The organism is Legionella sp. 39-23 (assembly GCF_001897665.1).
GTDB classification, from domain to species: Bacteria; Pseudomonadota; Gammaproteobacteria; order Legionellales; family Legionellaceae; genus Legionella; species Legionella steelei.
Genome location: NZ_MKTO01000037.1, coordinates 151,755 through 175,567 on the forward strand (window position 1 = coordinate 151,755; position 23,813 = coordinate 175,567).

Here is a 23,813-nt window from a genome sequence, read left to right on the forward strand (position 1 = left end):
TCTAAAATTTTTTAAGATTGGAATAGTCGCGTAATGGTTCACAAAATAATTGGCCAAGAAACAATAAAACACTGAGCAAATCAGCGACCCCTCCTGGGCTAATCCCTATAGTGGAGAAAACGTGATGCAATTCCAACGCTTTTTTTTGGCGGGTTTGCACACATTGAATCGTCAATAATTCTGCAGCCCGCTCTTGCGCATAATTCAACCCCAGCTTGCCTTTCCGATGCAAGATATTGGTATCATCCATACGCAATAAAAGCTCTGAGTAAGCATATAAACACACTGTATCAAGCGATCGGGTTTCCATAAAAATTGACATAAAGGCAGGAAGTAATTCAAAAATCAGTTCATAACCATGCATCGCCATGTGCTTCGCATCAAGAACCTTATATTTTTGACGGACTAAAGCACCATGACTTCCCGGATTACCTAAATGGTTTTGCAAATGTTTTGGCCAATCATTTAATATTTGCCGGTGCACATCTGCAGGTGTGAATTGTTTTTTTGCCTGAGCCAAACGAATCACCGAAACGCAAACAATACCTAAGGCAAAAATAGCGCCACGATGTGTATTCACCCCCCAAGTTTTTTTCAACATGTGCGCTTCTGCTGCAATCGCTATTTGTTTTAATTCTTCAAAAGAATTGGTGACTAATCCTGTTTTTGTAATGTGATAAAAATAATGGCGCAAAGCAAACAGGCTACGATAGAATGTATCACCGTCCATATCGCGATGAGCCCCAGCATCCACAAAACTGACTAAACCTGGTTTTGGATAAGCTTTCACTTCCAAATAAAGTGCTCGAACCGCCATTTTGGCGAGCGTTCTTTCACAGCAAGGGATAGTGTTCATAAAGCTCAGCTCTTGATAATAACGTAATGCTGTCCTTACGCTTACATAACAATTTTTTTGCAGATAAATCGAGTAATTCTTTGATTGGAATATCCCCAAAATTAGGAAAGCGTACCTCTCCATCAATCGTACGATTAAATTTCTTTGTTAACGCGCTAATTGTTTCATGCAAATCAGTCCAAGCATATTCTTGATAATGAATCAGTAAATCAAGATCTGAAGCATCATTAACAAAAGGGGCGCCAGATAAATATTGGAATAAAAATGATCCATAGACAGCAATATCAGAAATTGGATATGTAGCAGTAATGCTCGTTAAATCCTCTATCCCATAATAAGAGGAGAAAAAATTCTGCATCTCGAGAAGTTGTGGCAATGGCTGTTGTTTTTGCACGAATGAAGGAGCAACTTGCATGCCAACTCGATGCTTTTTATTTTCGTGAAAAAGAGTTACCCCCAAATTAATTAGGCCTCTTTCGAAACTCGTTGCGGAGCAAACTTGTTTCGCATAAATGCAAGGCAATCCTCGTGTTAGCCAAAGTGCTACCTCTCCGGCAATCATCTTCTGATCTTCATGACATGAAGTAATCACAAAATCAGCATAAGGCTTAAGATAAATCAAATGATGCCGTTGCGAGTTCATAAATGACTGGCTACTTTATTGATAATCGAGAACGCCAGCTTCCTGCCTCCACGCTCATTTCCCAAGAAAGCTCGTTCGTCCTGTGTCCTGTGTTTTTGGATCGCTAAATCAATTTTTTCAGTAAGTTCGGGGATGCGGACGATTTCATGCACCCCACCAAGCTCATAAAAATTTTGCACCCCAGGAGCAAAAACTGGGAATGTTTTACTAAGCTCTTGGAGTGTCGCTAATTCTATTTTTGTTACTTTAGCAATACCTTCCAGCCACATCACAGCCAAAGCAGCATCAGGCAAAGCTAAAATGGTATCCGCCATCAAACCATAGGCAATAAAAGCACCTCCTAATGCCTGGTTATAAACCAGTGATATCAACACATTCCCTTGTTGACGTAGACACTCCAAACATTCGAGTAAATGGCCAAAATACTGTTGCATCCCCAACCACTCATCACGCATTGTTAACTCTTGTCCCGCAACATCCACTAAGAGCAAAACGGGATCTTTAGATTGGCTTTCAAGAATATCTATTACATGCTGAGCCATAATCAGTGCTTGCTCCGCCCCCAAAAATGTTGATTCCTTGACCCCAAGAATATGTACCCGTTGCTTCTTCAAAGTCGCATGTCCATAAACAACGGATTGATTTTCAGTCAACTTAACTTCCAGAGAAAATATCTGTTTGAGAAGATCCTTTAATGCCACCATTTTTTATTCCTTTTGTATCATCACAGACTGAATACTTTGTAGCTTGGGTGCAGCACAGGGGAACCGGTGATCGATCTAAATCACATTCCCGGGTTCCGCTGCGCTGCACCCAGGCTACAATGAATTACAGTTTCTTTTTTATATTTTTTGCTGCCTGTAAAAATTCCTGCTCATCCATATCAAAAAGAGTTGCCGCATAATTTGGCGCAACATGACGCAGATAAGTTCCCTGCTCTTGATATCCTTGTGTTTCTTGAAACCGTTTTTTTAACAACGCCTGTTTTTGTTTTACAGAGCTAAGATTCAGCGGCAGATTTTTATCAAGAGCAGCAATCAATTGAGTACGTATTTCTGCAACATTCGAACCGACATAGTTTTGCGCAATATCCTGTAGATAGCGGGTTTTTCCTCCGTACACACGCCAAACCAAAGCCCTATCCTGTGCATTAAAGGCCTCAATACCTGCCACTGCTTGAATCACCTCAGGACCTGATACCCCAATACGTCCTGTTTCATTAATCACAAGATAATCCAAACATGCTGAAATAATTCCCATGCCTCCAAAAGCACCATTCTTACCACAAATCACACCTATAGTGGTTATTCCATGATGTCGTGCCTCAAAAATAGAGCGAATCGCCTCAGAAATTGCGATTTCTCCAGCATTTGCTTCGTGCAAACGCACACCACCACTATCAATGAGAAGAACCACGGCCTTAGCTTGCGTCGCGACCGCTGCTTTGAATAAACCAGTAAGCTTTGCACCATGAATTTCGCCCACGGCACCACCCATAAAATCTTTTTGTTGTGCGGCAACAAGCACTTTACTCTTTTGTAGCAATGCAGAGCCAATCACAACGCCGTCATCTGCTTCACCAGGTAAATTTAAAGCGGCCAAATAGGGACTGTATAGTTTTTCATCAGCAAGCCACTCAGTAAAGGAGTCTTCATCAAAAATAACCTGGATGCGCTCACGCGCGTCAAGCTCTTCATAGTTACTTCCTATTTTGCAGTTGCCATAAAACTCGTCCAACGCTTGGCTTAAGCGTAATAAAACAACAGCTGGTGTTGCGCCATTATCATTGAGAGTGAATTGCAAACCGATGGGTTGGTGTTGACTCACAAAATCACCAATAACCATTTTCCAAACGGGTTTGTAATGTTCAACTGCCGTCTGGATATTAAAAATCGTTTCTGCAGTAGTATTGGTTTCAATAATGACTTCCAAATTCCCGGAGCCAACTACACCACAAACTGTTTTTTTACCTTGAAGGCGTTCCCCTGAAAGCGTAAAACGAAATTCCATATGTTCCATATTCTTTGTCCTACCAATTTCTAAATTTTACAGGCGGTTCATATAACCCTTGGGAGCAATCAACAAGATCGCGAATTGACTTGGCTGCCAATAAATCACGAGTTGCATCAGACACCTTAATCCCCAAATCCTCTGGACGTTTTATTACTCCTCGATGACGCAATTCCTCGACTTTCATCTTATCGCGCATTATTCCAACTTCAGTATACCCTGCAATCCCACGAATGGCGTGCTCACGCTCTTCGAGCGTGCGGCACATCAGGAGATTGGCAATCCCTTCTTCAGTCACTACATGACTTACATCATCTCCATAAATCATCACCGCAGGCAAATCAGCATTCATCGCTTTTTGTAAAGCCCAAGCATCCAACTGCTCCACAAATGTAGGTTGTGTTGAACTCTGAAACGTCTCGACCATTTGAATCACCAGTTTTCTTCCTCGTGGCATTTTGGTCGCCAATGCCTGGCTGCGTTCTTGTCCTGCTTTCAACCAAGCATAAGAAGAATGGCGTCGACCAGGAGCATCACAGCCCATATTAGGCGCGCCACCAAAACCCGCGATACGCCCCTCAACCGCGGTCGAGCTATTGCCCTCCAGATCCATCTGCAATGTTGCTCCGATAAAAACGTCACAGGCATAATGCCCCGCCAACTGGCCTAACATACGATTCGAACGTAACTCCCCTTCTTTGCCCGTAAAAAAAATGTCGGGACGTGCAGCGGCGTAACGATTCATGCCTACCTCTCCCCCAAACGGATAAATTGTTTTCACAAATCCAGCTTCAATGGCAGGGATTAAAGTAGGTAAAGGATTAACCACCCAGTGTTGGCATATTTTTCCTTTTAAACCCAATGATTCGCCATAGGTCGGCAAAAGTAATTCAATGGCACAGGTATTAAATCCTACCCCGTGATTTAAGATATTCACTTGATAAGGGGCATAGATCCCTTTGATCACCATCATAGCCATTAATATTTTTATTTCGTCTATTTGTGCCGGATCACGGGTAAACAATGGTTCGATATAGGAGGTTTCCGGACCTTGAACAATAACATCAACCCAATCGCCAGGAATATCAACTCGTGGTAAGTGCTCAACCAGTTCATTAACTTGAACCACAACCACACCATTTTTAAAATTGGTCGCCTCAATAAGGGCCGGTGTTTCCTCGGTGTTCGCGCCGGTAAATAAATTACCCTGCCTGTCTGCTTTATCTGCCATCAACAAACACACATTAGGTGTCAAATCTGCTACTAATCGTCCAAAAAGCTCATTGTAGGTATGGATATTACCTATCTCAATTTTTTTATCGTTTACCATATTGGCAAGTCGCACAGATTGCGGGCCAGAATAAGAGAAATCAATTCGATTAGCGATACCTTTTTCAAAAACATCCAGGTGTTCAGGCAAGGCAATCGCCGATTGGATCATGTGCAAATGATTTATCTCTACAGGATTTAACTGAGCCATTGTCATAGCCAAAAAACTGGCTTGCTTTTGGTTATCCCCTTCAATGCAGACTCGGTCACCTGAGTGTATCAGCAGAGAAAGTACGGTGACTAAATCATTTGCCTCAACAAATTTGTTGTTTTTAAGATAGGGTTTAATCTTGGACAAGCGCTTTAAATATTCTTGTTTATTCTGGTCCCACATGATCGCTTCCTGCTTTGTTATGTTGCAATTCTTACTTTATACCCAAAATGCACTGCATCATTGAGGTACAACTTTGAATAATGCTAGTGCAGTTTGAGTCGAGGCTTTACCCTACGACTTAACACATTCGACAAGGTCAGCAAGAAAACTCGCCACCCACCATATAATGACATTTGATGTTGTTTATATAAAGATAAATAGAATAAACGCGCCAATTTACCCTCTATCATGAATCGCTGAGTCATTTTGCCCATTAAATTACCAACCACTTGATGACTTAAAGTCACTAAAGAACCATGATCATGATAATGATAAACTGGCAAAGGTTTACCTTCTAAATATTTATGTAAATTTTTATACAAAAAACGTGCTTGTTGGTGTGCTGCCTGCGCACGTGGCGGCACCATTTTATCTGAATTGGTTTGCGGACAACTCGCACAATCCCCTAACACAAAAATAGAATCATCCAAGGTTGTTTGTAAAGTTTGCTTCACTAATAACTGATTGATGTGATTCACCTCCAAACCATCTAAATGATGCAGAAAATCTGGTGCTTTAATGCCAGCAGTCCATACAACAAGATCGGCAGGAATAAATTGTGACGATTTAGTATGCAAACCCTCTTTTGTCACTGTATCAACTTGTTGATTGACACAAACTTTTACTCCCATGCGTGTTAATCCAGTAGCCACTTTTTCTGAGAGATCTTCTGGAAGTGCGGTCAATAATCGATTTGCCGCCTCGATTAAAGTAAACGAAATAAGTTCGGGTTGAATGCCAATACCATAATCGATAATTTCATGGATTGTGCTATTTAATTCGGCGATTAATTCGATCCCAGTAGCTCCACCTCCTACCACTACAAGATTAAATTGGCCCTGCTGTGGTTGTTGTGAAAGACGCATACAACGGTTTAATAGCTCACGATGAAAATAAGCGGCTTGCTCTATATTATCCAAAAACAAACAATGTTCACGCACCCCAGGAATACCGAAGTCATTAGCAACACTTCCCACCGCAATAATTAAAATATCGTATGCAACTGCACGTTTGGGCAAAATCTCTTGTTCGTGGCTGTAAAAAGGGGACAAATAAATTTCTTTTTTGCTTCGATTTAAACCTTCAAGCGCCCCTAAAACAAAATGAACGTGGTGTGTCGCAGCATATGCAAGATAGTCAATTTCATTTTCATTGGTAAACAAGCTACCTGCTGCAACCTCATGCAATAGTGGTTTCCAAATATGGGTTGGTGAGCAATCAACTAAAGTAATGGATGCAGTACCTGCTTTTCCAAATTTCTTCCCAAGCAATGCGGCCAACTCCATTCCTCCGGCACCACCACCTACAATCACAATGTTTGGTACTTTATTTGCCATAAAAACACTTCCATAGAATAAATTATTATTATAGTAGGGCTTAACAATACATCTTTCAATTGAACCTTTGCAACGCGCTATTTCTGTAAACATATGCGTGTCCAATATGGTTTGCTTCACTGGTGTAAGTTGGGTCTTGGCTCAACAACTTTGTTAACTCAAAGTAACATCAGAGCAGTTATATTGCCGGACCAATGCCCGATCTACGTCTGTTATACCGTAAGCATACATTTACGGGTATAACAGCTCATTTGCCAATTCGCACTACAGGTAATTCTGACCAACACGTGGTGTAACGTGGTGAGCGCATTTGTAAGCGCGCACCCCAAGGTTTACTATTGCAGCCTTCTGCAGCAAGATATAAAGTGTTGCGGCCGAACTTTTGATTAATTTTATCGAAAATTAACATAAAGTCCTCTGTCTTTTGTAACTCCTTTTGACTGACTTGATGAAGTAAATCCAGCTGGCGTAACTCTTTAGGAATAAGATCGACAAGGCATACCCCCGTCTTTTTATAATGATACCCTTGCTTAAAAATTTGCGATAAACCGTTCTTTGCCAAGTGAGTAATGATTCGCAAGTCATCTGTTGGATAAGCAAAACGGATTGCAATAGATTGCACATGTTGCGCCAAATCGTCTCGAAAGCGATTGGTGTAGATAAAAAGATGCATGCCATGTGTTAATGAGTGTTGTCCACGCAATTTTTCAACGGCACGTGCGCAATGACTACTCAAAGCTTCAGCTACGGCTGTATACTCCGTTTGCATGGAGCCAAAGCTTTTGGAGGATAGAATGCTTTGCTTGGCTTCTTGTATTTCCAAATCATGACAAGGAATACCTTGCAACTCTAAAGCCGTACGCATCATCACAACATTAAACTGTTTTTTCAGCATATGGATATTAGTCGATACCAAATCAAAAGCCGTATAAATACCATAATCAATAAGCTTTTTACTCCACTTTCTACCAATACCCCATACTTCATTGATGGCAATTTTTTTCAGCCACCCCTCTTGATTGTTCATATTAAAAGTAGGCGTTTTTAAGACTTTTTTACACAGATAATTTGCAAGCTTTGCCAGTGTTTTCGTTTGCCCAATACCTATAGAGGTGGGAATCCCCGTATGCTTTAGAATCTTTTTTTGCAATGCAAGACAAAATGCATCATGCAGATGTGCAGGCATACTACTTAAATCAAGAAAAGCCTCATCAATAGAATAAATTTCCATCTGTGGCCAATCTTGCTCTATAGTTGCCATCACACGCTGAGATACATCACCGTATAAAGTAAAATTAGAGGAAAATACCTGAATTTGATGACGTGTACATAACCCTTTAACTTTAAAATAAGGCTCTCCCATACCAACGCCTAAAGCTTTGGCTTCATTGGAGCGAGCAATAACACAGCCATCATTACTGGACAGCACAATGATAGGCTTCCCTTGTAAATCAGGGCGAAAAAGACGCTCACACGATGCATAAAAATTATTACAGTCTATTAATGCATACATGATTTAGGTCACTTTTTGATTAATGTACATCAATCAAATATAAGCTGCACAAAGCAATTTGTAAATCATTATCTTGAGCAATTACCGCTTATTCGCAGTGAAACTGGCACTCACTCAAAGGAATCATTTTGGTCTTTTTAATCCATTTATTTCCAATCCAGAGCATGAGAAACAATGGCACACCAATATAAGAAATAAGCAAGCCATACCAATCAATAGGAGTTGCCATTAAGGCCGTATAATTTTGTCCGCCAATCACGATAATGCATACGCCAAAAGCAAATAAAGGTCCGAAAGGATATCCTTTAGCCAAATAAGGAAGCTTGGCAGGATCGTTGCCTTGATGCAAATAAGCCTTGCGAAAACGATAATGGCTGATTGCTATGCCCATCCACGCAATAAAACCGGAAAGACTTGTTGCATTGAGCAACCAAAAATAAACCGTCCCGTTACCAAAAATAGAAGATAAAAAAGCCAACATGGCAATGGCACTCGTTAACGCTAAAGCATAGATAGGTATTCCCCTTTTGTTGACGACAGAAAAAACACGAGGAACATGCCCTTCTTTGGCAAGATACCAAAGCATTCTGCTGCCAACATACATACTTGAATTTGCTGTTGATATGACTGCGATAAGAATGACCGCGTTCATAATCATTGCTGCAAACGCTTTATTGTATTGTTGAAACACTAAGGTAAAAGGACTCGTGACCACATCAGAACTGGCCAACTGTGATGCAGTATAGGGAATTAACAGGCTGATAATAAAAAGTGATAAAATGAAAAATATGAGAATACGCCAAAAGACCATTTTTATCGCCTTGGGAACCGTCTTCTCAGGCTGTTCACTCTCTCCTGCAGCAACTCCAATTAACTCAGTACCTTGAAAAGAAAAACCTGCTGCGACAAAAGCACCAAGAATACCAATCCATCCACTATGAAACGGAGCATCACCAATGCGCCAATTTTGAAAACCACCTGCTTTGTACTCTGTGAAACCAAAAACCAAGAAAACACCGGTGACAATAAATAAAATAATGACAAAAATTTTGATAAATGAAAGCCAATACTCCATCTCACCAAATGCTTTAGTGGATATTGCATTAAAACCAATAATCAAAAAGAGAAAAACAGAACACCAAAGTAATGATGAACTCTCAGGAAACCAAAAATGCATGATTAATGCAGAAGCAGAAATTTCTGACGCGATATAAATGGCACAGCTATACCAATAATTCCATCCCAGCGCATACCCTAAAGATGGGTCGAAAAAGCGCGCGGCATAAACATAAAATGATCCACTAGTCGGCATGAATGCCGCCATTTCACCAAGGCTAGCCATCAAGAAATAGACCATGATTCCCATGATCAAATAGGCAAACAAAGTACCACCAGGCCCCGCCACGGATAAAGCATTACCACTCGCTAAGAAAATACCCGTTCCAATAGAGCCACCCAAGGTGATCATTCCCAATATACGTGCATTGAGCTTTCGTTTCAGCACAGGCTCTTGAGCTAATTCGTGCATCATTCAATCCTTGATTCCAGAGAAAAATCATCCGGTGTTAATAGTCACTATTGTTTATCTATTAATCATTAAGGAATTCACAAAGTAGACGCTGAAAATGATGAGTTCCTTGTTCTTTTGTCGGAGAGAAGCGACCCGTCTCATAAAAACGCGAACGAATCCCTCGTTGAACTGACTCGACAACTGCCTCGTCTTCACGTTCCACTTTATCCAAATCACCGCCAGCACCTTTACCTAGCTTAGATTCATCAAGAACGTACGTTAAGAAGGAAACTTTAGTTAATTCAGGTCCCATTGGCTTTACTACATTGACAGAACATCCCCACGGATAAAAGTTAAGCATGGTATTTGGAAAAATCCAATAATAATAAGCAGCAACTTGTTTGCCATAATCAGGGGAATCCTTAGGCAAATCAAAACTTTCCTCACCAGGACTGGCTAGCGCCAATTGCAAATTACAATAGCGATAAAGTTCTGTGGTATAAGTGGTACAATCAATCACTTTTCTTAACGAATGATGGACAAAGGGAATGTGTAATGCTTCGAGATAGTTTTCACAATACAATGCCCAATGCGCTTTAACTAAGTAATCACGTGAACGATTGCTGTCGAGACGCATTTTTTCCATGGGTAACCAAAAAAGGCGTTCCTTAATATCGACAAACACATCCTTAAAAGATATTTGCGGCGCTAATGAAGCAAAAAGAAAGGGATCAAGACAATCAAATGGGATCTGCGACAAATTGTCCTGTGCCGTTGGAAAATTGCAGGTCTTCTCAAATTCAGGCATATGCAGAAGTTCACCACATAGATTAAATCTACGCCCATGGTAGGAACATTTAATTTTCTCGGCAGAACATGGTGCATCAATTAAGATATTCCCTCTATGAGTACATACATTACTGAGACAACGAAAACGGTCTTGTTCATCTCGCACAAATAATAAAGGTTCATCTAACAATCCTGGCAATAAGGTAAAAGGCACCAGTTGCCCCTCTAACCGCAAGCTTTCTGTACTGCAGCAAAATTGCCAAGTCCTGGCAAATATCTTTTCTTTTGCTTGTTCAAAACATTCCAAAGACGTATAAAAATGTGCAGGTAAAGTAGAGGCTTGTGCGATATCAGGATCGACGTAAAACTTATTCATGATCAACTTCCTTATAAATATTCCTGTCTTTACTTATTGGCCAGAGCCACTTTGGCGATATTAAAACACCAATCACTTTGCTTATCCATATCTTGTATTATCGGAGTCAATCACTGCTGACAAAAACTGTCAGTACTATCCTTTAAACTCTTATCTCCGTTAAATCAAAAGGAGTTTATTATGCATCTTGATCCAAATTTAATAATTTTTTACGTCGATAATCCTCTAATAAGTACACCTTTTTACGAAGGAATACTTAAGAGCCAACCCATAGGTTCATCACCTACTTTTGTCATGTTTGTATTGAAATCAGGGATGCGTCTTGGTTTATGGTCGAAACACTCTGTTGAACCCCATGCTACCCTGCTTGGCGGGGGAAATGAGCTGTCACTGCAAGTACAAGATGATCGCGCAATTGATGAGCTTTATGCACTTTGGCAACAACAAGGAATACAAATTGCCCAAAAACCAACAATGATGGATTTTGGTTATACTTTTGTAGCACTTGATCCAGATCAGCATAGGATTCGTATTTTCTCTTTGAATCCGCAATTAAAAGAGGCTTAATCACTAATCTTCTACAAATTCCCAGAAGCTCCCCCTCCCACGTGAGAGAGGGTCGGAACGAGGACATCCCTCATTCGCCCCTGCAGTCACCTTCTCCCTTTTAGGGAGAAGGGATTTCTTGACTTAATTTTTCAAACGCATGTCAGCTGAAAAAAAGTCTCAGATAATTTATGATTACGCCAAGAGAAAAACGATTAAGGGTCTGCAATGAATATATTGGTCACTGGTGCATCAGGTTTTATTGCCTCTCACATTGTAACTGATCTCATTGCCGCCGGACATGCCGTTACATGCTGTGTCCGTGATGTTGCGTTTACGCAAAAACTATTCTCCACAACACGTGTCATTCGCTGTGATTTTATCCATGATCAATCCATCAATCACTGGAAAGAACGTTTACAACAGATTGACCTGGTAATCAATTGTGTAGGAATTCTCTACCATCCAAATAATAAAATAATATGGTCGATTCATTATAAGACGCCGAAAGCATTATTTGATGCATGCGTCCAGGTCGGAGTAAAAAAGATTATACAAATCTCTGCTCTTGGTGTTGAGACATCCGATGTAGTTTATGCTCAAAGTAAAAAAGCGGCTGATGACTATTTACAAACCCTCCCTATTCCATCAATTATTCTTCGCCCCTCCTTAGTTTATGGACGCGGCTCTTATGGAGGTTCTTCTTTATTTCGTGGTCTTTGTGGATTACCTTGGATTACCCCTGTACCAGGGCACGGGACACAGGCATTTCAACCCATTCATGTTGAAGACTTATCTAAAGCCATCATCAAACTCATGGAGCTTCCTTCAGAACAGAATTTGCTGTTACATGCTGTAAGTGCCAAACAGATTAACTTAAATAATATCCTAACCCACATGCGCTCCTGGCTGGGTTTTGCCAAATCAAGGTTATGTTTTGTGCCTGTAACACTTATCCGACTTGCATCATTTATTGGCGATTTAATCCCATACTCTGTCTTGAATACGAACTCTTATAAGTTACTTGTGCAAAACAGCATTACAAGCTCGGAAGAAACACAAACGTTTCAAAACAAAATTGGTTTTACACCACAAGCATTTCCGGAGGGAATGTATCGCCATCCCAGCTCCATTCAGGATCGTTGGCATGCGCGACTTTATTTTCTTAAACCCATTTTAAAGTTTAGTATTGCATTTATCTGGTTATTTACGGCAATCAGTTGCCTGTTTTTCTACCCTAAAGCAGCCTCTTATGGACTTTTGGCGCAAATTGGGGTGAACGCATTCTGGCAACCGATTTTATTTTATGGCGCGAGCATTCTTGATGCAGTTATTGGTTTGGCTGTGTTGTTCAGCAATCAATTAAAAAAAATTACCCTATTACAAATCCTTATTATTTTAGGTTATAGTGCTCTATTAACGTGGAAACTTCCTAATTTATGGTTTGAACCGTTTGCGCCTTTAGCGAAAAATATTCCACTTTTGGTTGCAATATGCATTTCTTTAGCCCTGGAGTCTGATCGATAATGCTCTATTTTTGGCTCAAATTTATTCATGTTATCAGTTCAACTATTCTCTTTGGCACGGGTATAGGAACTGCCTGTACCATGCTGTACGGACATAGAACTGGTAAAACTGAAGTGATTGCAGCAACAACACACTATGTTGTGCTTGCCGATTGGATCTTTACTGGAACCTCTGGTTTTATTCAACCAGTTACGGGATTATGGATGGTCTATTTAGCCGGCTATGCATGGACTTCTTTATGGGTGATGGGATCAATTATTGGCTATTTAATCGCAGCGTTTTGCTGGTTTCCTGTGGTGTATCTCCAGATTAAAATGCGCGATTTTGCCACGGAGGCAGAACAAAAAAATACCCCCTTGCCCCCTATTTACTTCCGCTATTTTAAATATTGGTTTTGCTTAGGTTGGCCAGCATTTATTAGTCTGATTATTGTTTTTTACCTAATGACCAATAAACCTGCTGGTTTTTAAAAAGTGTAGCCTGGATGAAGCGAAGCAAAACCCAGGCTACGATTCCCCAAAAACCGCTATTTCTCTTTTTAGCGTGTACATTATGCAAAATTAAGTTATTCTCAATAAGGGATAATTTCTAATTAACATGGAGCATTTACAATGCAGCATCTGACAAAAATTTTGATATTAATATTTGGTTTTAGTTGTGCTTCCACGAGCTTTGCAAACTCAAATACCCCAGAAGCACCTGTTTTAGGTAAAACAATAACACAAGCAAAGCAACAACAGATGACCCCGAAACAAGCGCTGCAACGCTTAAAAGATGGAAATCAACGTTTTTTAACCAACACCCAAATATCAAGAGATTATTTAAAGCAAGCACATCAATCCTCTTATGGACAATACCCATTTGCAGTAATTCTTAATTGCATGGATTCACGTAGTGTTCCTGAATTCTTTTTTGATCAAGGTTTAGCTGATTTATTTACCTTACGCGTCGCCGGAAATGTACTCAATGATGACATTCTAGGCAGTATGGAGTTTGCCACTAAAGCAGCGGGCTCTCGTCTTATTGTTGTCTTGGCACATACGTCATGTGGTGCCGTTGCTGGTGCATGTGATGGGGTTCAGCTAGGACATCTCACCGATGTTTTAGACAAAATTAAGCCTGTTGTGCAAATGAGTATGCAAGAACAGGGAACAAAGAATTGCAGTGAACCCAAATTAATTGATGCGATCGCTAAAGCGAATGCTTTGAGAGTAGTCAAAGAAATACAAGAAAGAAGCCCAATAATCAAAGAGTTAATTAGTAAAAAACAAATAGGAATTGTGGCGGGACTACATGACATCAAAACAGGCAAGATAGAATTTTTTGAAGAAAAGCGTTCTGTCCCTAATTAAAAAAGTGTTTTGTAGCCTGGGTTTCGATACGTTTTACCCAGGCTACAATCACCAATCAGAACATTTTCTTTTTTAGTGTATCCATTAAAACATGTTCAAATTGTTCTTGATTTACGGAAGTACATACTCGTACCGTGTTACCCTCATTATCCACTACTGTAGTCCCTGCCCGCTCTTCTGGGCTCAATACAACACGTAATTTTTTATTGCTGGATTGAACAATTGAATCATCATAGGCAATTACCGCCGAGAGTACATCCCAAAAATACCACTTGTGTTCAAATATTTCGGCCTCATTGTGATGAAACAATTCATAGAAAAAATGATTGGCGAGATTCGATTGGTTTTGTTTCAGTTTCTGATAAAAAGCTTTGGTTACGGGAACCTGATTGGTCACATCCAGGCCAACCATGGTGATAGGGATTCCAGAACGAAATACTTTGTCTGCAGCATAAGGATCAACATAAATATTCCATTCTGCAGTATTATTTTTAATTGAAGGTTCCACCTCTACTATGTTCCCAGGGCTATCCACTGCCCCACCCATGATATAAATCATTTTAATTTTATTTTTTAGTTCTGGCATTTGGGTCACAAGCTCACCCAGATTGGTTAAAGGGCCAATCGCTAAAATCTCAACAGGCTCTTTTGCGCTTTTTAAGGTGGACTCCAACAATTGAATTGCAGTCTGCGAAGATGTTACTTGAACTTGTGGCAATAAATCAGCAGCCCCGACTAAATTATCAGCGAGTTTACGTAACCAATCAGGAAATTGATGCGTTCCAGCCATAGGTGTCTCACGACCACAAGCCAGTGGAATGTGTTCATGATGCATCAAGGACAACAATCCAGCAACATTTCTTAATCCGGCGGAACAATGAGCCTCCCCAGTGCCCACTACAGCAATCGCTTTAACATCAATATCTTTTTGTGCTAACAAATAAAGAATTGCCAATTCATCGTCCACCCCCACATCCGTATCAATAATAAAAGGCCTCACCGCATTTGCCAGAGACAAGCACAAAAACAAACTGAATAAGACAAAAGCTTTTACTGCACAATTCACGATAAAACCTCCTTTTCTGCATAGAGTTTTTTAATAGTTAATACGGCGATAAAACACAGCATTGCACTCAGCATGAGATAAAAACTCGGCGCAAGATTGTTGTTTAGTTTCTCAATTAAATAAGTAACAATGAATGGAGTTAAACCTCCGAAAAAGGCAAATGCAAGATTATAAGAAATAGCAATCCCAGTATAACGAATTGACACAGGGAATAGCTCAACCAGTAAGCTGGGATAAACCATAATGGAACTACTCAAAATAGCAAAAATAGCTAAAGAGGTAGTCAATGACCATGTAGTTTGCTGGGATAACATAATAAATAAAAAATGGCTTAATAAAATAAACCCAACTGCGCCGATTAAAAGAACTAGCTTACGGCCCACTCGATCAGCAAACCAGCAAAAAAATATCAATAACAAGGAATAAAAACCCAAATTAATCGTATTAAATAAGGTCGCTTGCTGTTTTGGATAAGCAAGGATTGTTGAAAGGTACGTAGGCATATATAAGAATAACAAATTAATCATGACCGAACCCAAACACGTTACCCCAATGCCTTGCAAAATCTTTCGCCAATACAAGGTAATTGCTTCAACAAAAGGCACGCGCGTACTTTCGGATGAGTTCTTAAAGGCAAGAAATAATGGGCTTTCAGCCAATCGTTTACGGATGTAGAAACTAAATATTCCCAGCAGTCCGCCAAATATAAACGGAATGCGCCAACCAAAGCTTAATAATTGAGCTTTTGAAAGTTGATTCGTTAAGATTAAACTTATCAGAGCCCCTAGAAAAATACCTAAATTAAGAAAAGAAAAGATAACACCACAAGCAAGCGCTCGGGAACGAGGATTGACATGCTCACAAGTAAACGTTAATGCACCTGGAATTTCTCCACCAATCGATAATCCTTGTAATAAGCGTAAAAAAATCAAAAGGATACTCGAAAAGATGCCTATGTGTTGATAAGTAGGTAAAAACCCAATAAGAACCGTTGGAACAGCCATTAGGATAACTGAAAAAACAAACGTTTTCTTGCGACCGTATTTGTCCCCAAAATGACTAAAAGCAACCCCACCTAAAGGACGAATTAAATAGCCAATCGCAAAAACAGCATACACACTCATCAGTGACGCCAATTTGTCAGTTTCCGGAAAAAAAATCTGGCTGATTATTGGTGCAAAAATAACGTAAATGACAAAATCATAAAACTCCAAAGCACCACCTAAAGAGGCAAGAAAAATAATTTTTCGTTCACTCGAACTTAACTTCAACTCTTGCATTTACAAATCCTTGTTTTATAGCAAAGCAGTAAAATATCATAACTTTTCATTGCTCTCATGAGTTTTTTTAAAACAAGCTTTTGTTATCATTCTCATTTTTATAAATTCTTCTAGAAATAGTTCTTTTTCTTGAGTTCGAGTATTATCAATGGAAGTAATATATTGTTCTGCACCAACAAATGAAAAACCATTCCATTTCTCAGCAAATTATTCAACGTGTTGAAGCAACGGTTACTCAAGCTCATCTTGATGCTTATAAAAAAGATGGTGCCGTTTGTGTTCGTCAAATGCTAAGTTCTGAAGAAATAGAGTTACTGCGTGAAGGCATTGAGCTCAACCTCAAATCGCTCAGCCATAGGGCCAAAATAGCCAGCAAAAGCGATGATCCAGGACAATTTATTGAAGACTTTTGTACCTGGCAAACGAACCCTCATTACCAACAATTTATTTTTGAATCACCAGCCAGTCTTCTTGCAGGCAAACTCATGGAGAGTAAAAAAACTCGACTGTATCATGATCATCTTTTAGTTAAAGAACCAGGTACTCGACAAAGGACACCCTGGCATCAAGACCAACCTTATTACAATGTGGCAGGGAGGCAAAATTGCAGTTTATGGATACCTGTTGATCCAGTACCGCGTGCGTCCACTTTAGAGTTCGTAGCGGGTTCTCATTTAGGACCATGGCTCATGCCCCGCTCTTTTATGGATAATCAAGCCAAATGGTTTCCGGAGGGAAGTCTTTCTGAACTGCCCAATATTGATGCGCAACGCGAATATTATCCCATCATAAGTTGGGAAATAAATCCTGGTGATGTTGTTTGCTTTCATATGCTCACGCTGCACTCTGCAAGCGGGGTGCATTATAACCAAAGACGAAGAGTATATTCTCTACGATTCCTCGGCGATGACATAACGCATGCGCCAAGACAATGGATCACATCACCTGATTTTCCAGGGCTACTCGAACAGCTTCCTGCAGGTGCGCCAATGGAACATCCTCTATTTCCTGTAATTTGGGAATGCTGAACTGATTATATCTAGTCTGGGTTCAACGAAAGTGAAACCCGGGTTACAGTCCTTCAGACCTTCATCCAGGCTATTCTAAAGCTGACGCCATTGTTGAACACTTACTATTAATTCGGCATATGAATTACATAAGTCACTACGCCCCAAATCACTAAATCTTGTCCATCTGTAATATCAATTGGTTTGTACTTTGGGTTTTCAGGAAGAAGCTGCACGCGTCCGCCAACTTTAGATAAACGCTTCACAGTTAACTCACCATTGAGCGCTGCAATCACAATTTTTCCATGCTGTGCTTCAAGACTCTTGTCCACAATTAAAAGATCACCCGAATGAATTCCTGCATCAATCATCGAATCTCCGGTCGCAGTAAGAATAAATGTCGCGGCAGGATGTTTTATTAATTGTTGATTTAAATCCAAATAGTGTTCAATATAATCATCACCTGGAGAAGGAAACCCTGCTTGGACTTTGCTGGAATACAGAGGCAATTGATATGTTTTAGGTTCCTTTTCCAATAGGTCGTGAATTTCCGGAAGACGAGAAAGGGGAATCCGTATTGCTTTAGTTGGCTCTAATCCATATTTCCCCCTACCTAAAGGGCGCCCAGCTCCTTCTCGTTTACCTCCACGTTGACTCATCATGCCTCACATTTGATTTTTGCAACAAAAATCAATGATAAGAACATATTAATTCATTGTAAATATGGTTATAAACATTATCATGAAATAAAATTTTACAACAAAAAATTCTGTTTTTTTTCTTAAAAATAAGCAATACTTCTTTCTGAATAAATCGTGGTAAAACCTATGGTTAAAATAAGGCCTTTCCTTAAATGGGCAGGTAGTAAATACAACTGCCTAGAAAAGATTATTCCCTTTCTTCCTCCGGGCAAACGCTTAATTGAGCCCTTCGCTGGTTCAGGCGTTGTGTTTATGAATACGCATTATTCCTCCCATCTGTTGGCAGAAAGCAATCAAGATTTAATTTATCTTTTCACTACATTGCAACAGCAAGGAAGTGCATTTATTAAGCTCTGTGAAACCTATTTCAGTCCAGAATTCAACCAGAAAGAAAAATATTATCAAATAAGATCTGATTTTAATGAATCGGCTCATTCACCACAAAAATCAGCTTCTTTTCTTTACCTAAACCGGCACGGTTACAATGGATTATGCCGATATAATTCTAAAGGGTTTTATAATGTTCCATTTGGCCTGTACAACAAACCCTATTTTCCGCATAAGGAAATGCAGCTTTTTCATCAGAAGAGCCAACATGCGGAGTTCATCCATCAAGACTTTAGAAAAACATTTGAAAACGCCGAACGCGGTGATGTCATTTATTGTGATCCACCTTATGTACTTCTTTCAGAGAAATCACACCATCTGCCCTACACTAAAAAACTGTTTACTACAGAAGATCAAATAGAACTCACTGAGCTGGCTAAAGAAACAGCAGCAAAAGGGATTCCTGTCATTCTGTCCAATCACGACACGGAATTTACTCGATACCATTATAGAAAAGCAGAAATCAAGAGCTTCCCAGTATCACGTTTTATTAATTGCCAAGGCTCACTACGTCGGCCAGTAACCGAGTTAATCGCCATATTTAGCTAATAATTACATGTAGGCTGGGTGGCTTGCAACCAGAATTAATAATCGACAACACCTGGTTGCAAGCAACCAGGCTACAATTTAATTAGTTGGATGGTCTTTATGATCTTTGATAAAGAACGCAAGAATCGTGACGAGTAATAATGAAAGAGGCAATATAGATAAAGCAACCTGATAATCTACCACAGTATAGATATGCTCCCCTTCAACAATACCACTATCACCAAAAGTATCCAGCAATTTACCAACTAGTGGTTGGAAAACGACCCCACCAAGGGTGACTATCATATTAGTTGCCGCAAATACCGTACCTGATAATTGAGCACCAGTACATTCTTTGGCCATGATAAATACAATAATTTCCGTGGCGCTGAATACACCATACAAAAACAAGAAAACATTCAAACTAAAATAAGATAAACCAGGCCAGTACAAGACAATGCTAATACAAATCAAGGCAAAAATTGCCCCTAAAACTAAAGGCAACAAACGTCTTCCCGTACGATCTGATAAGTAACCTGCTATAGGAGCACCAACTGCCCAACCTAAAAAAACGGCGGAAACTGTTTTCGCCGCTTCAACTTTAGTCAAACCATGCGCTTGCTCTAAATAAGTCTTTCCCCATAACTCACCAAATACGGACAAAGAAGTATACAAACAAGCACCGACAAAACCGATAACCCAAACCTCTGGAGCCATTAATACTTTAAGAACATTTTGAAAGAACTCTGGCAAAGGATGTTTATTCGGCTGATGCCCTTCAGGTCCATCACGAACCACAATAAACATCAACACACTCAAACCGGCGCCTACAATTGCTATCGAAAATAATACCTGTTCCCAGCCCATGCTCTCAGACCATTCAGTAATCTTCACTTCACCATAGACCAAGCCTAACATTCCCAAGGTTGTCATCAGACCTGCGACTAAAGAAAAGTAACGTCTGGGTAACCAATGTAATGCAAGAGACAAAACCCCCACAAAAGCAAACGAAGAACCAAAACCCACTAGAAAACGTCCTGCCCCAACCAAAAACATGGATGAGGTCAGGGTAAACATCCAGGAACCAACCGTACAACAGATACAGGCAAAAGTTAAAAGCCTTCTGGGGCCAAATCGGTCCATCAGCATGCCAACAGGCATTTGCATAGGTGAGTATGCAAAATAGTATAAGGCAGATATCTGACCAAAAGTGGTCGCAGAAATATGCCCCAAGGCAATGCTTAACTCGGTCTGCAAAACACCGGGGATAATGCGTAAGATAAACTCATAGCAATAAAAAATAGCCCCAACAAAGCAGATAAACATGCCACAAAGCAATTGTTTCCTTGAAACGATATCATTTAGGTGCATGAGCGTGAGTTTCCCTTAAAAAGAATGTTAATAAAGCCGCAATAAGCATGCTAAGCGGTATAAAAGCAAGTGCAATGCGGTAGTCCGTCATGTTGTACAACTTATTAACATTATCCACAACCAAAGCTGAAGATACTGAAGCACCACTTCGTAAGGAATAACTGAAATCTAATAAATGTCCTACTAAAGGTTGCAATAACATGCCACCGAGCATGACGATCATATTAGTAAACGCCATCGCGGTACCTGCTGCTTCTCCAGGACTCAACTCTCTTCCAACTGCAAATACGATTGCTTGGGCACTATAGAATAACCCTAAGAAAAACATGAGTATTTGCACGTTCGTTTCCGTCAGGCCAGGGAAATAGAGAATAACCAGCATCAGAACCGTTGCAATGCTAGCACCTAAAAACATCGGTAGCTTTCTGCGCGCTATTCGGTCAGAAAAATAGCCCATCAGTGGCGCACCTACAGTAAAACCCAAGAAAAGAAGTGAGTTCGCTAAACCAGCATCATGCGCCGATAACCCATGAGCATGTCTTAGATATGGGATACCCCATAATTCAGCAAAAACAGTTGTCGGTAGATAGACCATGCAACCATACAATCCGTTAATCCATATCTGTCTATTACTGATGATGATACTTAAATCGACTAAACCTGTTTTAAAGTCAGAAACGGTACCACTTTGTCTGTGTCGACCTTTTTTATCGTGAATTCCTAACCATAAAAGAAAGGTTAATACAATTCCAAAAAAAGCTGTGATATTTAAGGTTTTAATCCATCCTAATCGAACAACAAATATTTCTAAAAAATTATCGCCGAGCATGGCGCCAACAGTTCCTAATGCCGAAGTGATACCAGAAACCATAGCGAGCTTATTTTCAGGTAGCCAAATGGTAGCGAGTTTTAATACCCCCACAAATGCAAATGCAGAACCTAATCCAACTAAAAAACGTCCTGAAGCGGCAACCCAAAAAGAGGTTGTTCCTGTGAATAAAAAAGTTCCAATAACACAGACCATACACGCAAAGGTTAACAATCTTCGTGGACCATATCGGTCCATCATTATCCCTACAGGCAATTGCATAGGAACATATGCATAATAATATATAGATGAAATGTGCCCAAATCCTGTGGCTGATAAATTAAAATGCTCGCGTAGAGCAGTTTCCATCGCACTAGGTGCTATTCGAAGCAAATATTCGTAACTGTAAAACAAAGCTCCAAGACCACAAATAAGCCATCCAATTAATGCGTAATTTCTACGGTTTTCAGAAAGCAAGGCAATCTCCTTAATATTTGTAAAGCAAGGGTGCACACTGTCCAAAACTTCAACAGTTACACCTCTTATCTTTATAATTTACCTATTGTTATCCTGAATGTAATTAGGCAGAGCTCATCCGGCATATTGCTATACCTTGAGGTACCTTATTGCCAAGCAGGATGCTACTTTTATTCTAAATTACTACTCATTTGATTTGCGCCACTTGCTATTGCAGCTTGAGCTACAGCAGCAGGAACTCGTTCTCTTAAACGAGGATCTATGGGCTTGGGAATAATGTAGTTCGGGCCAAACTCCCAATGCGTAACACCTGGGTAATTATCCTTTACTACCTGGGGAACGGGCTCATGCACCAGTTGACGAATTGCTTCAACTGCAGCAATTTGCATTGATTGATTTATACACTTAGCACGTACATCCAACGCGCCACGAAAAATATATGGGAAACATAATACATTATTAACCTGATTAGGATAATCACTGCGTCCAGTCGCAATAACAATATCATCACGTACTTCAAAAGCCACTTCGGGTCTAATTTCCGGATCAGGGTTTGATAAAGCAAAAATAACAGGGTTAGGTGCCATTAATCTCAATAAATCAGCATCTAATAAATCAGGCTTGGCAACACCAATAAACACATCAGCATCAACCAGTGCGTCTGCTAGGGTCCGGCATTCAGTAGTACGCGCAAAAGCAAACTTATAAGCGTTGAGATCAGCACGTCCTGAATGAATAACGCCTTTAGTATCTAGAAGCAACATATTTTCTTTATGAGCACCTAAAGCAACAAGTAATCGCATAGAAGCAATTCCTGCTGCACCAGCACCTATACATACGATTTTTGCTTCAGATAGTTTCTTTTGTTGTAACTCAAGCGCATTAAGCAACGCCGCCGCCACAACAATAGCCGTGCCATGCTGGTCATCATGAAATACAGGAATATTCAATTGTTCAATTAAAGCCTGCTCAATTTCAAAGCATTCAGGGGCCTTAAGATCTTCCAGATTAATCCCACCAAAAGTAGGGGCAATACGTTTTGCGGTAGCAATAAAAGCTTGCGGATCATGAGCATCAATTTCTATATCAAATACATCAATACCTGCAAAACGCTTGAATAAAACGGCTTTACCTTCCATAACCGGCTTACTGGCGAGAGGTCCAAGATCTCCCAAACCTAATACCGCGGTGCCATTAGTCATTACAGCGACTAAATTTCCTTTATTCGTGTAACGATAAGCATCTTCGGGGTTTTCTGCGATTGCAATCACTGGGGCTGCAACGCCTGGCGTATAAGCCAGAGACAAATCACTCTGAGAGTCAGTTGATTTGGTAACATGAACACCAAGTTTTCCAGGGCTTGGAAACTCGTGATAATCTAATGCGCACTGCTTTAAAACTTCATTATCCAAAGTACTCACCCTCTCATAAAACAAAACTTAAGTTAAGTAAGGCCTAAATCCTACCAACCACGAGCAATTCATTACTCATCCAAAGTGTCACAGACACACAAACATCTGACTATGAAACTCTTAAAGCAATTAAGAGAAAAGCCATAAAATGATGAGGATTGAGGCATGAATCGAACGACAAGAACCTACAAGCACCGCAAATTAGCACTGCAGGAGCAATCTGTCAATAAGCTATACTTCGAGTGAAGTATATATAAATAGGGCGCAAAAAATTGCGCCCTTATTTCTATTATTCTTTCGTTTGCGCAGAACGCTGACTGTAACGATCGCGGAACTTCTGCACGCGTCCACCAGTATCTACCAATTTTTGCTTACCGGTATAAAAAGGATGGCATTGTGAACATACTTCAATGTTCAAATCTTTACATAAGGTTGAACGAGTTTCAAATTGCTCGCCACAACTGCATGTAACTTTTACTGTTTTATATTCTGGATGAATTGATGCCTTCATAATACTACTCTCTATAATAATGAGTATCGCCACCTGAACCCACGGTCAAGCACCATACTCGACAAATGACGCAAAACAATAGCAGAAAAACCTCTGTAAAGCAA

General features: G+C 40.1%; 22 protein-coding genes. 6 read left to right on the forward strand and 16 right to left on the reverse strand.

The genetic code is table 11. From position 1 onward, the window contains the following. Window position 1: 1 nt before the first annotated feature. The 9 genes from BGO44_RS13415 to BGO44_RS13455 form a co-directional block, all read right to left on the reverse strand. The gene (locus BGO44_RS13415) at window positions 2-856 is read right to left on the reverse strand and encodes a triphosphoribosyl-dephospho-CoA synthase (protein WP_058509378.1); all 855 of its coding nucleotides are present in this window, start codon (window positions 854-856) and stop codon (window positions 2-4) included. After that, entirely contained in the window at window positions 834-1,499 is a 666-nt protein-coding gene (locus tag BGO44_RS13420; protein ID WP_273197355.1) for a phosphoribosyl-dephospho-CoA transferase MdcG domain-containing protein, read from the reverse strand. Before BGO44_RS13420 ends, BGO44_RS13415 begins: the two co-directional genes overlap by 23 nt. Further along, window positions 1,496-2,203, reverse strand: coding sequence for a biotin-independent malonate decarboxylase subunit gamma (locus BGO44_RS13425; protein WP_273197357.1), 708 nt, complete (start codon window positions 2,201-2,203; stop codon window positions 1,496-1,498). The genes BGO44_RS13420 and BGO44_RS13425 overlap by 4 nt, the downstream gene beginning before the upstream one ends. Window positions 2,204-2,327: 124 nt before the next feature. Then, window positions 2,328-3,518 carry a biotin-independent malonate decarboxylase subunit beta gene (locus BGO44_RS13430; RefSeq protein WP_058509375.1) on the reverse strand — a complete coding sequence of 397 codons (1,191 nt, stop codon included), beginning with the start codon at window positions 3,516-3,518 and terminating at the stop codon, window positions 2,328-2,330. A gap of 10 nt (window positions 3,519-3,528) precedes the next feature. Further along, a complete protein-coding gene (gene mdcA / locus BGO44_RS13435) occupies window positions 3,529-5,172 on the reverse strand; it encodes a malonate decarboxylase subunit alpha (RefSeq protein WP_058509374.1) in 1,644 nt (547 codons plus the stop codon). An 83-nt stretch (window positions 5,173-5,255) separates the two neighbouring features. Next, complete coding sequence (locus BGO44_RS13440) at window positions 5,256-6,548, reverse strand: NAD(P)/FAD-dependent oxidoreductase (RefSeq protein WP_058509511.1); 1,293 nt, start codon at window positions 6,546-6,548, stop codon at window positions 5,256-5,258. Between the two features lie 247 nt (window positions 6,549-6,795). Then, a complete protein-coding gene (locus tag BGO44_RS13445) occupies window positions 6,796-8,061 on the reverse strand; it encodes a Y-family DNA polymerase (protein ID WP_058509373.1) in 1,266 nt (421 codons plus the stop codon). An 88-nt stretch (window positions 8,062-8,149) separates the two neighbouring features. After that, complete coding sequence (locus BGO44_RS13450) at window positions 8,150-9,592, reverse strand: amino acid permease (RefSeq protein WP_273197361.1); 1,443 nt, start codon at window positions 9,590-9,592, stop codon at window positions 8,150-8,152. A 58-nt stretch (window positions 9,593-9,650) separates the two neighbouring features. Next, window positions 9,651-10,736 carry an SRPBCC family protein gene (locus tag BGO44_RS13455; RefSeq protein WP_273197362.1) on the reverse strand — a complete coding sequence of 362 codons (1,086 nt, stop codon included), beginning with the start codon at window positions 10,734-10,736 and terminating at the stop codon, window positions 9,651-9,653. A 180-nt stretch (window positions 10,737-10,916) separates the two neighbouring features. Here BGO44_RS13455 and BGO44_RS13460 point away from each other — a divergent pair, with 180 nt between their 5' ends. The 4 genes from BGO44_RS13460 to BGO44_RS13475 all read left to right on the forward strand — a co-directional run bounded on the left by BGO44_RS13460 (window position 10,917) and on the right by BGO44_RS13475 (window position 14,161). Next, on the forward strand, window positions 10,917-11,303 hold the full coding sequence (locus BGO44_RS13460; protein ID WP_058509370.1) for a VOC family protein: 387 nt from the start codon (window positions 10,917-10,919) through the stop codon (window positions 11,301-11,303). A 207-nt stretch (window positions 11,304-11,510) separates the two neighbouring features. Beyond that, entirely contained in the window at window positions 11,511-12,809 is a 1,299-nt protein-coding gene (locus BGO44_RS13465) for an NAD(P)H-binding protein (RefSeq protein WP_273197364.1), read from the forward strand. Next, window positions 12,809-13,279 carry a DUF2269 family protein gene (locus BGO44_RS13470; protein ID WP_273197365.1) on the forward strand — a complete coding sequence of 157 codons (471 nt, stop codon included), beginning with the start codon at window positions 12,809-12,811 and terminating at the stop codon, window positions 13,277-13,279. Before BGO44_RS13465 ends, BGO44_RS13470 begins: the two co-directional genes overlap by 1 nt. A gap of 141 nt (window positions 13,280-13,420) precedes the next feature. Continuing rightward, window positions 13,421-14,161, forward strand: a complete 741-nt coding sequence (locus tag BGO44_RS13475) for a carbonic anhydrase family protein (protein WP_058509367.1) — start codon at window positions 13,421-13,423, stop codon at window positions 14,159-14,161. Window positions 14,162-14,216: 55 nt separating this feature from the next. On the opposite strand, the gene BGO44_RS13480 is transcribed toward BGO44_RS13475, so the two are convergent. Further along, window positions 14,217-15,227, reverse strand: a complete 1,011-nt coding sequence (locus BGO44_RS13480) for a nucleoside hydrolase (protein ID WP_273197368.1) — start codon at window positions 15,225-15,227, stop codon at window positions 14,217-14,219. Continuing rightward, window positions 15,224-16,507: an MFS transporter gene (locus tag BGO44_RS13485; protein WP_058509365.1), complete on the reverse strand. Its 1,284-nt coding sequence runs from the start codon at window positions 16,505-16,507 to the stop codon at window positions 15,224-15,226. The genes BGO44_RS13480 and BGO44_RS13485 overlap by 4 nt, the downstream gene beginning before the upstream one ends. A 179-nt stretch (window positions 16,508-16,686) precedes the next feature. On the opposite strand from BGO44_RS13485, the gene BGO44_RS13490 reads away from it, so the two are divergent. Continuing rightward, window positions 16,687-17,535: a phytanoyl-CoA dioxygenase family protein gene (locus BGO44_RS13490; protein ID WP_273197371.1), complete on the forward strand. Its 849-nt coding sequence runs from the start codon at window positions 16,687-16,689 to the stop codon at window positions 17,533-17,535. A 107-nt stretch (window positions 17,536-17,642) separates the two neighbouring features. Here the strand turns inward: BGO44_RS13490 and BGO44_RS13495 are convergent, their stop codons facing one another. Beyond that, window positions 17,643-18,173: a LexA family protein gene (locus tag BGO44_RS13495; RefSeq protein WP_058509363.1), complete on the reverse strand. Its 531-nt coding sequence runs from the start codon at window positions 18,171-18,173 to the stop codon at window positions 17,643-17,645. Window positions 18,174-18,341: 168 nt separating this feature from the next. On the opposite strand from BGO44_RS13495, the gene BGO44_RS13500 reads away from it, so the two are divergent. Continuing rightward, a complete protein-coding gene (locus BGO44_RS13500) occupies window positions 18,342-19,151 on the forward strand; it encodes a DNA adenine methylase (protein ID WP_273197373.1) in 810 nt (269 codons plus the stop codon). A 78-nt stretch (window positions 19,152-19,229) separates the two neighbouring features. Here the strand turns inward: BGO44_RS13500 and BGO44_RS13505 are convergent, their stop codons facing one another. From BGO44_RS13505 to rpmE, 4 genes are all read right to left on the reverse strand, one after another. Next, entirely contained in the window at window positions 19,230-20,501 is a 1,272-nt protein-coding gene (locus BGO44_RS13505) for an MFS transporter (RefSeq protein WP_058509361.1), read from the reverse strand. Continuing rightward, window positions 20,488-21,786, reverse strand: a complete 1,299-nt coding sequence (locus BGO44_RS13510; RefSeq protein WP_273197376.1) for an MFS transporter — start codon at window positions 21,784-21,786, stop codon at window positions 20,488-20,490. Before BGO44_RS13510 ends, BGO44_RS13505 begins: the two co-directional genes overlap by 14 nt. A gap of 170 nt (window positions 21,787-21,956) precedes the next feature. Beyond that, window positions 21,957-23,198 carry a malic enzyme-like NAD(P)-binding protein gene (locus BGO44_RS13515; RefSeq protein ID WP_058509510.1) on the reverse strand — a complete coding sequence of 414 codons (1,242 nt, stop codon included), beginning with the start codon at window positions 23,196-23,198 and terminating at the stop codon, window positions 21,957-21,959. Window positions 23,199-23,487: 289 nt separating this feature from the next. Continuing rightward, on the reverse strand, window positions 23,488-23,709 hold the full coding sequence (gene rpmE, locus BGO44_RS13520) for a 50S ribosomal protein L31 (RefSeq protein ID WP_058509359.1): 222 nt from the start codon (window positions 23,707-23,709) through the stop codon (window positions 23,488-23,490). Window positions 23,710-23,813: the final 104 nt, after the last annotated feature.

Coding starts and splice junctions, on each gene's coding strand:
- BGO44_RS13445 (WP_058509373.1), bottom strand. CDS start 8,061: ATGTATGCATTAATAGACTGTAATAATTTTTATGCATCGTGTGAGCGT.
- BGO44_RS13455 (WP_273197362.1), bottom strand. CDS start 10,736: ATGAATAAGTTTTACGTCGATCCTGATATCGCACAAGCCTCTACTTTA.
- BGO44_RS13490 (WP_273197371.1), top strand. CDS start 16,687: ATGAAAAACCATTCCATTTCTCAGCAAATTATTCAACGTGTTGAAGCA.
- BGO44_RS13475 (WP_058509367.1), top strand. CDS start 13,421: ATGCAGCATCTGACAAAAATTTTGATATTAATATTTGGTTTTAGTTGT.
- BGO44_RS13505 (WP_058509361.1), bottom strand. CDS start 20,501: ATGCACCTAAATGATATCGTTTCAAGGAAACAATTGCTTTGTGGCATG.
- BGO44_RS13450 (WP_273197361.1), bottom strand. CDS start 9,592: ATGATGCACGAATTAGCTCAAGAGCCTGTGCTGAAACGAAAGCTCAAT.
- BGO44_RS13440 (WP_058509511.1), bottom strand. CDS start 6,548: ATGGCAAATAAAGTACCAAACATTGTGATTGTAGGTGGTGGTGCCGGA.
- BGO44_RS13485 (WP_058509365.1), bottom strand. CDS start 16,507: ATGCAAGAGTTGAAGTTAAGTTCGAGTGAACGAAAAATTATTTTTCTT.
- BGO44_RS13470 (WP_273197365.1), top strand. CDS start 12,809: ATGCTCTATTTTTGGCTCAAATTTATTCATGTTATCAGTTCAACTATT.
- BGO44_RS13420 (WP_273197355.1), bottom strand. CDS start 1,499: ATGAACTCGCAACGGCATCATTTGATTTATCTTAAGCCTTATGCTGAT.
- BGO44_RS13415 (WP_058509378.1), bottom strand. CDS start 856: ATGAACACTATCCCTTGCTGTGAAAGAACGCTCGCCAAAATGGCGGTT.
- BGO44_RS13460 (WP_058509370.1), top strand. CDS start 10,917: ATGCATCTTGATCCAAATTTAATAATTTTTTACGTCGATAATCCTCTA.
- BGO44_RS13430 (WP_058509375.1), bottom strand. CDS start 3,518: ATGGAACATATGGAATTTCGTTTTACGCTTTCAGGGGAACGCCTTCAA.
- BGO44_RS13495 (WP_058509363.1), bottom strand. CDS start 18,173: ATGAGTCAACGTGGAGGTAAACGAGAAGGAGCTGGGCGCCCTTTAGGT.
- rpmE (WP_058509359.1), bottom strand. CDS start 23,709: ATGAAGGCATCAATTCATCCAGAATATAAAACAGTAAAAGTTACATGC.
- BGO44_RS13465 (WP_273197364.1), top strand. CDS start 11,511: ATGAATATATTGGTCACTGGTGCATCAGGTTTTATTGCCTCTCACATT.
- BGO44_RS13425 (WP_273197357.1), bottom strand. CDS start 2,203: ATGGTGGCATTAAAGGATCTTCTCAAACAGATATTTTCTCTGGAAGTT.
- BGO44_RS13500 (WP_273197373.1), top strand. CDS start 18,342: ATGGTTAAAATAAGGCCTTTCCTTAAATGGGCAGGTAGTAAATACAAC.
- mdcA (WP_058509374.1), bottom strand. CDS start 5,172: ATGTGGGACCAGAATAAACAAGAATATTTAAAGCGCTTGTCCAAGATT.